Source organism: Flavobacterium sp. (assembly GCF_043760115.1).
GTDB lineage: Bacteria > Bacteroidota > Bacteroidia > Flavobacteriales > Flavobacteriaceae > Flavobacterium.
The window spans coordinates 26,216-39,334 of the sequence record NZ_JAYUPK010000128.1; the positions used below are offsets into that span (position 1 = coordinate 26,216).

A 13,119-nucleotide genomic window follows, 5' to 3' on the forward strand; every position below is an offset into this window, starting at 1 on the left:
GCAACCAAAATTAAAGTTGCACTTTTCCCTCTTAAACAAAACAAAACAGGTTGGTATTAATTTTTTATCAATCGCTTTTGATAAACTTTATTTTCATTATCTGTAATTTTAACAAAATAAATACCTGTGTTAAGTTGGCTAACATTGATACTATTGTTGTTATTAGATAATTGATCTTTACTTTCAAAAACCATACTACCCAAAGTATTATATATCGCAACTTTATAATTTGTAGTACTATCTTGTAGTTGAATATTTAACTCGTTAGTAGCAGGATTTGGATATAATTGTAGTTTGTTGTTTTCAAAATCATTTGTTCCAAGTAAAGAACAATCGGCAGATGTAAAAGGTGTAAAACTTCCATAATCCCAAAATTGACTAAATGCCTGACAATAAAAATAAACGGTTTCAAAATCTGTAATATTCATTCCAGCAGGAATTGTTTTAGTATAATTGGAATTACTAGTTGGATTCATTCCCATCTCAATTTTAGGTCTACCATTAAACATTGCAGGAATTTTTAATTGTGCATTAGTTAATGTTCCTCTATCTACTAAAAAAATTCTAACATCTGGACCAGCAGCAGTACTAAAATTGGATGATAAACTAACCGAAACAGAAGTTGGAGAATTTAAAACCACATTTACATTCCCTAAAACATTATACATTGGAACACTTGAGTTATTTCCGAATGATGTAGCACTTTTATTACATTGAGAATTTGAAACTTGACTCAATCCTATTGTGATTAAAAGTAAAAAAGTAATTTTTTTCATAGCTGTAGTATTTTAAATTAACATTACAAAATTGCTAATTAATTAGAAGTCAGCTATTGACTATTTTACCTCAAAGTTTATCAAAATTACATTTAAGATTGAACAGATTTATTATCTCGAAATTCTTTAGGAGAAACACCTTGCTTATTTTTAAAAAAGCGGCTAAAGGATTGAATGTCTTCAAAACCCAATTCGAAAGCGGTTTCTTTTATACTTTTTTCTGAGTTTAAAAGTATTCTTTTGGCTTCAAGAAAAATCCTATCTTGAATTATCTGTAAAGGTGATTTTTCAATATGATTGGCAAATAAATTAGTCAATGATTTTGCAGGTTTATTCATTAAATCGGCATATTCTGCAACGGTATGTTTGGTTTTAAAATGTACTTCTACCAAAAAACTAAAATTTCTAATGACATCCATTTTGGTTTCTTGAACGTAAACAATTTTATTTTCGTCTTTAAAAATTCGTGTTGCAATTATTAAAAAACGTTTCAATAACATTTGTAACATTTCAATTTGCATTTCGTCTTTGTTCTTTAATTCTGCCAAAAAAACACTCCAAAGTAATTCAAATTTCTTTATGTTTTCTTCGTTCAAATTAATAATTGGTACTTGTGATGCTCCAAAAAATAAAACGCCTTTGCAACCAATTTCGCTATCGTGGTTATTAATACAATAAAAATTACGATTAAAACGTATTATGTTTATGTCTTCAACTTTAGAAATATCTACTTTATGAAATTCAGTTAAAAAAACCATTTGATTGGGTTTTAAAACATAAATAACATTATCTATAATTAAGGTTGTTTCTTTTTGAGCATTCCAATAAACAGAAAGTGTGTCGTCATTATTTTTATTGACGATTTCAATATCTGTATTTTTTAAATGAGTAAGTAAAAGGTATTCGCTAGATGCACCAAAAAATTCCATAGCAAGGTTTTTAACAAAAATAGTACTTTTTTTATGTTAAATTGCTCTGTATTTATCAAAAAGTTACAAATATTTAGTAATTTTTTCTGGTTCTATAGAATGATGTGAGTCTTTAAAAACCACTTTTCCGTTTTTTATTACAATTATTTGTGGAGATTGATGAATTACATTTAGCTCTTTTGCAATAAAATTAGATACTGATCGATAATTCAATAAATCTAAATAGTTAAAATCTGCTGTTTCTGTTAGTAAATCAGAACCGTTAGTTAATCTTTCTTTGGCAAATGCACTAATGCCGCAGGTTGTACTGTCTTTAAAAATTATTTGCGGTTTGTGTTCTGATGCAATAATTATTAACTCAATTTCTTCTTCTGTAGTAATATTTTTCCAGTTTTTCATAGTTTTATTTTATATTTTTTTTGTAATATTTAAGTAATTCTTTTTGAGTTACACCAAGTTTATATTTTATATGAATCATCAAAAAATGAAACTGTAATTTCCAAATACCATTTTTTAAATATTTTCTTGCAGATGTTGTAACTGATTTTTGAATAACTATAAATCTCGAATTATTATACAATCGAGAAATAAATTCATTGTCTTCATAAATTGTTAAATTTTCATCGAAACCTTCTAATTTTTCAAATAATTTTTTTTCAACAAATAACGATTGATCGCCACCACGAAAAGCATGAAAATTAAATTTTGTAAACCATTGTGATACTTTAAGTACTATATGATTTGAATCAAATTTCATTTTAAAACAACCTGAAAGATTTCTGTTTTTTATTTTTTTAATGATTTCAGAATCAAAATTTTGTGGTGGAAACGTATCACAATGTAAAAAATAAAGTATTTGTGAAGTAGCATTTTTTGCGCCAGTATTCATTTGAATAGAACGACCTTTTTTAGAATGAATAATTTTAATTGAAGGATAATTTTTAAGAATTTCAATTGTTTTATCTTGACTTCCACCATCAACTACTATTAATTCTTTAGTTAATTCTTGATTTATAGTTTTAAGTAAATAACCTACTATTTTAGAAATAGTATTTTCTTCGTTTAAAACAGGAATAATTATTGAAATTGTCATTTTATTTATTCAAGTTCCAATTGTAATCTAAGAATTTTATTTTCGCTTTTTTATCTATTTTAACAGTAGAATAGGTGTTTATAAAATCAATTACAGAAGTTTTTTTAGTTTTAAAATCGCCACCAAACCAGTTGAATATTTCAGATATTTTTACTTCGTTTGCTGTAATTATGTTTTTAGTTTTATCGTTAATAAATGCTTTGGTAACAGTTTCTAATTGTTTATTTAATGTTTCTGGCAAATATGCTTCGTTCAATAAATTAGGACACGAAAAAGAAGCACAATTAATAGCAAAATGAATTCGAGGTTCGTTCATTTTTCTTAAAATTTTGTGTTCAACATCGCTTAAAGAAATTTTACTTTTTCCAGATTGAACTAACTTTTTATCCCAAGCATTATCGATGTCTTTTATACTTTTTGTTGGATAATTATCTATTACAACTTTCAAAGTATACACATTGTAAGCATTTATATAATATGCTAATTTTTCATTTTTTGTCCATTTTTCTGATGGTTGTAATTTTTCAAATTGCTTTATTATTGCATCCAATTCGGTTTTGTTGGTTTTTATTTTATCGTAATTTACATTTCCTTTATCAGAAACATATTTCCCTAAAAATAGATTATAGTTTTTATAATCAAAATTTTGTGCAAAACTTGTTGCACCTATCAGTAGTAAAACAATTATTTTTTTCATTTTTAAAATTTTAAAGGATAGGTTTCTTGATGTACAAAGTCTGTTGGAAATTTTTCATCGTCTTCAAATCCCAGTTCAATATCACGACCATCACTTGGAATATAATTGGTTCTAAAAATGTAATCCCAAACGCTAAGTGTTATTCCAAAATTCATACCATATTTATTTGGCATTTTTTTACTATGATGCCAAATGTGCATTTTTGGATTATTAAAAACATATTTCAAAACTCCGTAATCCCAACCTAAATTAGCGTGATTTAAATGTCCGATGGTTATGGCAAAAAAGTGAACAATAAAAACATCTTGAACTGTAAAACCGCCAATTATAGCAAGTGGAATGTACAACATTGATTTATAAATTACTGGTTCCATCCAATGATAGCGCAAATGTGCGGCAAATCCCATTTGTTTTACCGAATGATGTACTTTATGAAAATTCCAAAATAGTGGAACTCGATGTAACATTCGGTGTGTAATCCATTGTATAAAATCGGAAAATAGAAAGAAAATCAGTAATGAAATTATTTTTGGATGGTGTGATAAATTGATTAACTGAATTGAACTTAATTTCCAATTGAAAATAGCTAAAAAATCGTTTATTAATTGTTCTGTAACATTTGATAAAGCTATCAAAACGATTAGATTTAATAGAAAAAAATTAAAAAACATATAAAATACATCCAACCAAAAATCTTTGCGAAAAATGGCTTGATTTTTTCGCCAAGGAAATACAATTTCAAGAATAAAAACCGCCAATGAAATAATAATTAATCCATAGAAATAGTTTTCGATATGAAGCGAAAACAGTTCATTTTTCAAGTAATTGAAATAACCTGAATACGAGTTAATTACTATTTCTTGGTATTTGTTCATTTTTTAAAATTTAGAATATAATCCGAAATTTAATGTTGGTGCCAATGGTGCATTTTTAATATCAAACGCTCCATATCCTGCAAAGTTAACTCCAAATTTATCTTTAGAAAATTCATAATTTAATTTCAATCCAATTGCATTATAATTCTGCCTGTCACTTGTTGAAAGATTACTGTAAATATCGTTAGTAAAAGCACTTTCTTTTGAAATATTATTTTTAGTTTCTAACCCTAATATTATATGACCTTTTGGAATAACTTCATATCCAACTTCGCCATTAAATCTAAAAAAATCAGAATAATTATTATCCATATAACCATACCCAATATTTCCGTAATAATACAATTTATTTTTACTTTTTCCAATAGATATGTAGGGCAAAAATGTTGATGCATTAAAACCCGTAGCTATTAAATTAGTTTTATTTTTTGAAATGGTATTTGCAGAAATCATTATTCCCGAACTTATTTTCCAGTTTTTATCAGATAATTTATATTTTAATCCTAATGAAACGTTTCCAATTCCTGAATGGCTTTCGGTTGTATTTAATAATTCATTCTCTACAGAAACCGATTTATAAGGTAAAATAAAATTTACAGTTAGTTTATTTGTTAATCCATATTCTGAATAAACTTGAAGAGAAACGTCAGCAACATTTTCGTTTAAATCTTGTTTTTTTCCGTTTTCGTCTGCCGTTTGATTATAATATAATCCAGTAAGGCCAAGTTGAACATAAGCTTTTCCTTTGTCTCTTGTCCATGGACTTTGAGCTAAAGAAAGTTGCGTAACAAAAAGTAAAAGAATGATTTTAGTAAGATGATTTTTCATAATAAAGTTATTTAAATTAAAATTTTAAGTTTAAACCTAATTGCATTTGCCATCTTGAGGCAAAATTATCAACTAGCCAAGGTTTTTTATTGTTGTTATTGAATTGATAAACAGGTTTTTCGTTTTCTATTTTTATAAAATCTAACAGTGCAAATCCAGAATTATTTACATTGGGAACAAATGTTTGTCTTCCCCAATTTTTATTAATAAGATTGGTAAAGTTAAAAATATCGAATGAAATTTCTAAAATTGTTTTTAGTAGTATTGTTTGGTATACTATTTTTGTGTCTATTTGATTATTCCAAGGCGTTCTTGCACCATTTCTTTCAGCATATTGACCTCTTCGTTTGCTTAAATAACTATCGTTTTCTATAAAATTATCCAAGTGAATCCACTGATCTTGTGCCGTTGTAATAATGTTATTACTACTATCAACAATATTAGTAAGAACGATTTCAGATTGATTATTTGGAATGTAAATTAAATCGTTTTTAGCAGAGCTATCTCTATTGACATCGCCTTCATAAACATACGAAAATGGACTTCCTGATTTAGAATTTAGAATTAATCCAACGTTTAATGAAGCTTTTTTGATAGGAATAGTAATAAAATGATACGAACTTATTTTATGACGTAAATCAAAATTGGAATACGATAAATCAGGATTATTTGCAACAACAGCTTGGTTCCATTCAAAATTAGCAGCATGAGAATTTCGAACTGTGCTACTAATGTCTTTACTCATTCCGTAAGAATATCCTAAAAATCCTGTATAATTTTTTTCTTTTTTAGATATACTAAAAGTAGCATTATAACGAAAACCTTTATTGGTATTTGTTAGCAAAAAAACATTAGTAAAATTTGGATTTATTTTTACAGCATCGCCACTTGATGTATAATAAGGTCGATTATCAGCTCCAGAAAAATTGCTTAATGCACTATCTTTTCTGTTGATGGATTGAAAAAATAAACCATCAATTACTTTGGTAAAAGTTCCTTCTAAAGCAAGTGTGAAATTATTTTTAAGTTGCATTTCAAAATTAATATTTGATTTCCAATCTCTAGGTAAATTAAAATTAGTATCAACTAAATTTATTTCGGTTAATCTACTTGTTTGCAATGACTCAATTTGACTTACATCATTTACAATTGACAAATTAGTGGTTGGCCTGAAATCAATATTATAATATTTAGTACCTGAAATATAATGAGCATAAGCGTACCATACAAATGGCATACGTCCTGTAAAAAAACCAGTTCCACCTTTTAATACATATTTTTTATCTTCATCAAAGTTGTATTCAAAACTAAAACGAGGATTGATTTGTGGTTTATTATTTATTTTATTGGTGTGTTTAGAAAATTCTGGCGTATTTTTCACTTCTTGACTCAAAGGAAAATCTGTAGTTGACTGTGCATCAAATCTAATTCCGGCTTGAATAGATAACTTATCAGAGATTTTTATTTCATCTTGAAAATAAACACTTGATAAAAGTACATTGTAATTTGCAGAAGGAGTATTTTTATTGAAATTAAAATCGTTATTTTCTATATTGTAAACTCCACGAACTCGATTAGGTTTATCATTTATAAAATCAGCAACTGAACGGTATTGCCATCTTCCATTAAATGCAGTTAAAAATCGGTATTGTATGTCATTATATTCAAATGAAGTTCCTAAATTGAAAATATGATTTTTATATTTATATGTAATATCATCTTTAAATTGACAAGTGCTTAATGTTAAACCGTAAACCGATGCTTCGCGATAAGTTCCTGCAAAAATTATATTGGACGTATTTTCATTAATTTCGAGATGCGGAAACAAATCGCCATCAAAAGTACGTTTATCGTTTACAGATGTAAAAGATACATTCAATTTATTATTTATTCTAGAATTGATTTTTGATTTTAATTCTCCCACAAGACTATTTGTTGTAGAATTATGTCTGTAACCTTGATTTCCAAAATTAAAAACATTAGCAGTTCGTTCTAAATTATCATTAAATCCGGTAACAAAATTATTTCGGATGGTTAATTTATTTTTTTCCGAAATCGAATAATCCAATCTAAAAAAGAGTTTGGTATTGCGCGTTTGCAAATCAACATTGCTTTTTGAACCCGGATTGTAGTTATAACTTGTAATTAATTTATTTTCAATAGCATTAATTGCGTCTAGTGATATGTTTGAATTTTCAGTTCCAGGCGTATTAAATACTGGTGTATTTTTTAAATCAAATTCGGCATTAAAAAAATAAAACAACTTGTTTTTCTTTATTGCTCCGCCAAGTGTAACTCCATATTGAGCATCACTAAATTGATTATTTGCTTGTTTAATTCCATCAGAATAATTTCCTTGAAAAATGTTATTCTTTAAAAAAGAATATACTTCTAATTCGGTTTTATTTTTTCCATATCTGGTAATTGCATTAATACTTGCGCCAGTAAAATTGCCAAGTGACACATCAAATGGTGAAGTTTTTACAGATATTGCAGCAATTGCACCAAAACCTATAGGTTGTGTTCCAGCCAAACCACCAGGAGTTCCAGAAGCTACTGAACCTGATGCGCCACTTGCTGGTTCTTGAAATCCTAAAACATCATTGGTTGCACTTCCGTCAATGCTTAAATTATTAAAACGATAATTTGCGCCACCAAAAGAATTTAAATTGGCTTCTGGCAATAATCGAGTAGCGTCTTGAATACTTCTGTTTGCTGATGGTAATTTGTTTAATAATTCTAAATCGATACGTTTTTCAAACTTTCTTTGAATCGATTGATTTCTTTTTATAACTACTTCGTCAAGTATTTGATTGTTTTCAATAAGTGAAACAGTTATAAATTTAGTATCTCCAAGAAGAATATTTATGTTTTCTTGACGAAATTCTTTATATCCAATATTTGTTATGATGATTGCATACGAATTATCTGGCTGTAAATTTCTAAAATAAAATTCTCCTTTTTCAGAAGAGTTTAAATAAAATTTGGAACCATTATTTAATTGAATTAAAGAAACAGAAGCATTAGCAATTACATTTTTATTGTAATCTCTAACAATTCCTTTTAAATTTCCGGATGTTTCTTGTGCAAAAACCATAGTTTTAAATAGTATGAAAAAGCCAAAAATAAAATAATTTAAAATTTTCAATTGATAATGTTTTTTAAAATAATTGATTATCAATTAGCAACATCCACCACCATTATAATGAAAAGTGCTTTCACTAATAAAAATATCATTTCTACCTAATGATGCTATCGCTGCAGCGGTTTTATCACAAACTGCTAAAGGTTGATTTTTCATTAAAAAATGTCCTTTTTTATCGTCAAAATAATCATCTGAACCATGATAAATGGCTGCTTTTCCTGTAAAAACACATGCTCCATCAGATGGCATTGGATCTTTTATAGCACAAACTTCAATACTTTCAATATAAATTAATTCATCTGTTGGATAGTTTACTGTATCTAAAATTCGGTACGGACGACGACCACGAATTTCGATAGTTCCAAAACCAACATCGGTCAACGCTTTAATATAATCTGCAATTGGAATACTTCCGCTAAGGCATAAAGCACGTAAATGATCATCGTTTCGTAATGTTTCGTTCATAGGTTGTTCACACGTTGGATCACTCATTACTAATCGACCGTGAGGTTTTAATACGCGATACATTTCTTGTAATGCTTTTTTTAAATCTTCCGCTTTAAATATATTGAATAAACAATTTTGAGCAGCAATATCTATACTTTCATTTTCGATAGGAAGATTTAGAGCATCACCTTTTTTGAGTTCTACAAATTCGCTTTTAAACCAATCGTTTTGTTTTTCGGCTTCAATAAAATTTATTCGTGAAGCTTCTAGCATTTCATCAACTACATCAACACCAATAACGCCTCCTTTTTGACGAGAAAAATAAGAAAATTGCAATAATTCCATTCCGCCACCAACGCCAACATAAAGTATTTTCGGATTATTAATTAAATCTTGAGCTGAAATGGTGCTTCCACAACCATAATTCATTTCTTGCATTATTATTGGAATTTCTAATCCAGGAAATTTCCAAATTGGAGTTGTGGTGCAGCAAAGTCCAACATCTGGAGTTAAAGCTGCTTGTTTGTATAAATCGTTTGTTGCGTTTAAATAGCTCATTTTTTGTAAATTGTATTATTGTATATTGTATAATGTAATTCGTCTATTCTTTTATTAATTCTTTAAAAAGCGCAATCATTTTGGGTTCTGCTTGACCAGCCAAAGCAATAATTTCTGCAATGTTAACTGGTTTTAAATCATTAGGATTGCATTCATCTGTTAAAACCGAAATTGCTAAAACAGGTAATTGCAAATGATTGGCAACAATTACTTCAGGAACTGTACTCATTCCTACTGCATCAGTTCCAATAATTTTTAACATGCGATATTCGGCTTTGGTTTCTAATTGCGGACCAACTACTGCAGTATAAACTCCTTTATGTAAAATTATGTTGTTTTTTTCGGCAATTGAAATAGCTTGATTTCTTAAATTTAAATTATAAGGTTCGCTCATATCAGTAAATCGTTCACCAAAATCAGAAACAGTTGCAAATGCTAAAGGCGAACTTCCTTGCAAATTAATATGATCTTCAATAAGCATTAACTCACCTTTTTTAAAATTTAAATTAATAGCTCCAGCTGCATTGGAAATAAATAATTTTTGAATTCCTAGTGCTTTTAAAATCCGAATAGGAAAGGTTACTTCTTGCAAAGAATAACCTTCATATAAATGAAAACGTCCTTGCATTACAATTACTTTTTTACCTTCAAGAGTTCCAAAAATCAATTTACCCGAATGAAATTCGACTGTAGAAAAAGGAAAATTGGGAATATCGCTATAATTTATTTCCTGTTCAATTAGAATATGATTGACCAATTGACCCAATCCAGTTCCTAAAACAATACCAATTTCGGGATTTAAAAATCCTTTTTCTTGCAGAAAACTAGTTGTTTGTTGTAGCGTTTGTAAGGTCATTTTGTTACTTCTATTTTTTATTTTATATATTTTTGAAAAACTTCAATGTTTTTTATATCATCAACAGTATCAATATCATTTTTGGTTTTTAATAAACTGTATTTTATGTTTTGAATATTTTTTAAAGTATCTTTTAAAACCGTTTCTGTACTCCAATTTTTATTAGAAAAAATTCCGTTTGGTATAAATTTTAAACCTAATAAATAGTAACCTCCATCTTCTGCTGGGCCAATAACTACCTCGTTATTTTCTAATTCAGAAAAGGCGTTTTCAATATCTGATACTTCTAAATCGTACAAATCGGTTCCAATAATTACAATTTTTTTGTAATCGTCCTTAAAACCATCTGCGAAAGCATTTTTCATTCGTGCACCTAAATCGCTACCAAACTGTAGCTGTTTTTGAAACGAACTAGCATCCCAATTATCATTATAATTTATTTCATCAGAATACAAAACACGAAGTGTAGCATTACTATTTTTTACTATTGTTTGGGTATGATGTATAAGAAAATTATAAATTTCTAATGCATTTTCATCACCAATAGTACTTGCTAATCGGGTTTTTACCTTACCTAATTTAGGGTTTTTAGTAAATATGAGAACTAAATTTTTCATTTACGTTACAGTTCCTTGACAACTACTTCCTGCGCCAGCAGTACATCCATAACAATGTTGTGAAATAATAATATCTCTTTTATTCAAAATTTCCTCGTTAAACTGTGAAATATGTTTTTCAGATGCAGCAACATTTAATCCTAACATTTGATTAAAATCGCAATCGTATAAATATCCATCCCAACTTACTGAAATGGTATTTTTGCACATTACGTTTTTTACCGCTTTTGGATTATAAGCATCTACTAAAGCATACATATAATCTTCATAATTATCTGTATTAATTAGATAATCTAAAAATCGTGAAATTGGTAAATTGGTAATGGCGAAAAGTGAATTAAAATCGATATCAAAATCATCTTTTAATACTTTCTTGAAATCGTTTTGCAAAGCCATTTGGTCTGTTGATAAAAATGCACCTGATGGATTGTAAACCAAATCTAGTTTTAAGTTGTTATTTTCTTTTCCGTAACCCACATTATTTAGCATTTGCAATGCTTGTATTGATTTATCAAAAACGCCGTCACCACGTTGTTTATCTGTTTTTTCTCTTTTATAATATGGTAAAGAAGAAATAACATGAATATTATATTTGGCAAAAAATTGAGGTAAATCGTGGTATTTTTTATTTGCTAAAATTATAGTTAGGTTGGAACGAACAATAAAATCTTTCACCCCAATTTTTGAAGCTTCTTCAACAAACCAACGAAAATTTGGGTTCATTTCTGGAGCTCCACCAGTTAAATCTAAGGTGTTGATTTCAGTAGTTTTTAGTACTTCTAAAATTTGTTGCATTGTTTCAACAGTCATTATTTCTTTTCTATCAGGACCAGCATCAACGTGGCAATGTGCACAAACTTGATTGCACATATAACCTACATTTATTTGTAGTATTTCTATTTTAGATGGACGTAATGGAAATTGATTAGACTGTTTTATTTTTTGTGCAAAAGTGGGTAATGAACCAGTTGAAAAAATTCCATTTGAGAGAATTTCCAATTGTCTTTCTGTTTTAGAAAGTGGGTTTTTAGTAGCAGTAAGTGATTTTAAAAGCATAGTTAATTTTCATTAAACAAATTTCTATTATAATGTATAATAAGATGTATACAATTTTTCCCAAAAAATTATCAATTTTCTAATAGTTACATGGAAAGTTTATCGTACTTGTTCATCATTTGAACGCTATGAACCAAAGATGCTCCACCACGAATTGCTGCTGCAACATGAACAGCTTCCATCATTTCTTCTTTAGATATACCTCTTTTTAATCCGTCACCAGTGTAGGCATCAATACAATACGGACATTGAACTGTGTGAGAAACTGCTAATGCAATTAGTGATTTTTCGCGAGCAGTTAAGCTTCCTTCTTCAAATACTTTTCCGTAATAATCAAAGAATTTTGTCGCCAACTCATCATTCCAATCGGCTATTTTACCAAATTTTTTTAAATCGGCAGGATCATAATATGTTTTTTCCATTTAGTATATTTTTTTACCTTTTAATAAATATTTGCTCCATTCTTTCGAAAATGCGTGAACGTTTTCTGTTGGGATTTGACTGTTATTGACAACAATTTCTTCTTTGTTTTTCCATTCAAAAATACCACCATATAAATTGAAAACGTTTTTATAACCCATTTTTTTAAGTTTATTGCCAATAGTTTCGCTTCTTATTCCAACAGAACAATATACGATAATAGTATCATTAAAGTTTTTATACTTTTCTTTTATAATTTTTGAGTTAAATTTATTATAACCAACACAATAAGCATTTTTGATGTGACTTACATCGAATTCTTTCTGTTCTCTAGTATCCAGAATAATAGGAGTTTTAAGCTTTTTAAAATCTTCAATTTTAATATAAGGAACTGTATTTTTATTATATTTAACTAAAAGACTGTCAATAGGCGATTGTGCGAAAATAAAACTAGAAGAAAAAAGTAAACATAATAAGTATTTCATAATATTATTTTTGAATATGTCGTTATTTTAATATTTCCTTACAAGATTGTCTGTTTTACTTTATTTTACAATGAATTTTTAAGTTTACTGATAAAATATTAGAATACTATTTTACAGTTTTGAGATTAATTAATAAATGATAGTTATGTATCTGCATTTTTTGAAAGTAACAGTTCAAAACCTACTAATTTATCTGTTGATGGTATTAACTACATCTTGATGTATCTAAAAAACAATCCATCGTCTAGTATTGATATTATTGGACATTCAGACGAAATAGGTAATAGTTCTTCTAACGAAAAATTAGCACTAGCAAGAGCTACTACTGTAAAAAATA

The 13,119-nt window shown here is 28.0% G+C and carries 15 protein-coding genes; 1 reads left to right on the top strand and 14 read right to left on the bottom strand.

The genetic code is table 11. The features are described from left to right. Nucleotides 1–56: 56 nt before the first annotated feature. From ACH2BC_RS10810 to ACH2BC_RS10875, 14 genes are all read right to left on the bottom strand, one after another. On the bottom strand, nucleotides 57–776 hold the full coding sequence (locus ACH2BC_RS10810; RefSeq protein WP_395054014.1) for a DM13 domain-containing protein: 720 nt from the start codon (nucleotides 774–776) through the stop codon (nucleotides 57–59). A 92-nt stretch (nucleotides 777–868) separates the two neighbouring features. Then, nucleotides 869–1,705, bottom strand: a complete 837-nt coding sequence (locus ACH2BC_RS10815) for a helix-turn-helix domain-containing protein (RefSeq protein ID WP_395054015.1) — start codon at nucleotides 1,703–1,705, stop codon at nucleotides 869–871. Between the two features lie 63 nt (nucleotides 1,706–1,768). Continuing rightward, complete coding sequence (gene ytxJ, locus ACH2BC_RS10820) at nucleotides 1,769–2,104, bottom strand: bacillithiol system redox-active protein YtxJ (RefSeq protein WP_395054016.1); 336 nt, start codon at nucleotides 2,102–2,104, stop codon at nucleotides 1,769–1,771. Nucleotides 2,105–2,108: 4 nt separating this feature from the next. Beyond that, nucleotides 2,109–2,798 (bottom strand): TIGR04283 family arsenosugar biosynthesis glycosyltransferase, encoded by a 690-nt coding sequence (locus tag ACH2BC_RS10825; RefSeq protein ID WP_395054017.1) that lies wholly within the window; start codon nucleotides 2,796–2,798, stop codon nucleotides 2,109–2,111. Between the two features lies 1 nt (nucleotide 2,799). Beyond that, nucleotides 2,800–3,495 (bottom strand): DUF547 domain-containing protein, encoded by a 696-nt coding sequence (locus ACH2BC_RS10830; RefSeq protein ID WP_395054018.1) that lies wholly within the window; start codon nucleotides 3,493–3,495, stop codon nucleotides 2,800–2,802. 2 nt (nucleotides 3,496–3,497) lie between these two features. Then, on the bottom strand, nucleotides 3,498–4,370 hold the full coding sequence (locus tag ACH2BC_RS10835; RefSeq protein ID WP_395054019.1) for a sterol desaturase family protein: 873 nt from the start codon (nucleotides 4,368–4,370) through the stop codon (nucleotides 3,498–3,500). Between the two features lie 3 nt (nucleotides 4,371–4,373). Next, on the bottom strand, nucleotides 4,374–5,198 hold the full coding sequence (locus tag ACH2BC_RS10840) for a transporter (RefSeq protein WP_395054020.1): 825 nt from the start codon (nucleotides 5,196–5,198) through the stop codon (nucleotides 4,374–4,376). 16 nt (nucleotides 5,199–5,214) lie between these two features. Then, nucleotides 5,215–8,295, bottom strand: a complete 3,081-nt coding sequence (locus tag ACH2BC_RS10845; RefSeq protein ID WP_395054021.1) for a carboxypeptidase regulatory-like domain-containing protein — start codon at nucleotides 8,293–8,295, stop codon at nucleotides 5,215–5,217. 84 nt (nucleotides 8,296–8,379) lie between these two features. Then, nucleotides 8,380–9,348, bottom strand: coding sequence for an arsenosugar biosynthesis arsenite methyltransferase ArsM (gene arsM / locus ACH2BC_RS10850; protein WP_395054022.1), 969 nt, complete (start codon nucleotides 9,346–9,348; stop codon nucleotides 8,380–8,382). Between the two features lie 43 nt (nucleotides 9,349–9,391). Continuing rightward, nucleotides 9,392–10,204, bottom strand: a complete 813-nt coding sequence (locus tag ACH2BC_RS10855) for a purine-nucleoside phosphorylase (protein WP_395054023.1) — start codon at nucleotides 10,202–10,204, stop codon at nucleotides 9,392–9,394. Nucleotides 10,205–10,221: 17 nt separating this feature from the next. After that, nucleotides 10,222–10,821 (bottom strand): TIGR04282 family arsenosugar biosynthesis glycosyltransferase, encoded by a 600-nt coding sequence (locus ACH2BC_RS10860; RefSeq protein ID WP_395054024.1) that lies wholly within the window; start codon nucleotides 10,819–10,821, stop codon nucleotides 10,222–10,224. Further along, the gene (gene arsS, locus ACH2BC_RS10865; protein ID WP_395054025.1) at nucleotides 10,822–11,877 is read right to left on the bottom strand and encodes an arsenosugar biosynthesis radical SAM (seleno)protein ArsS; all 1,056 of its coding nucleotides are present in this window, start codon (nucleotides 11,875–11,877) and stop codon (nucleotides 10,822–10,824) included. 86 nt (nucleotides 11,878–11,963) lie between these two features. Beyond that, on the bottom strand, nucleotides 11,964–12,299 hold the full coding sequence (locus tag ACH2BC_RS10870; protein WP_395054026.1) for an arsenosugar biosynthesis-associated peroxidase-like protein: 336 nt from the start codon (nucleotides 12,297–12,299) through the stop codon (nucleotides 11,964–11,966). Continuing rightward, nucleotides 12,300–12,782 (bottom strand): rhodanese-like domain-containing protein, encoded by a 483-nt coding sequence (locus tag ACH2BC_RS10875; RefSeq protein ID WP_395054027.1) that lies wholly within the window; start codon nucleotides 12,780–12,782, stop codon nucleotides 12,300–12,302. Between the two features lie 132 nt (nucleotides 12,783–12,914). Here ACH2BC_RS10875 and ACH2BC_RS10880 point away from each other — a divergent pair. Beyond that, nucleotides 12,915–13,119 (top strand): OmpA family protein (locus tag ACH2BC_RS10880; RefSeq protein ID WP_395054028.1); only part of this gene is annotated, 205 nt, incomplete at its 3' end.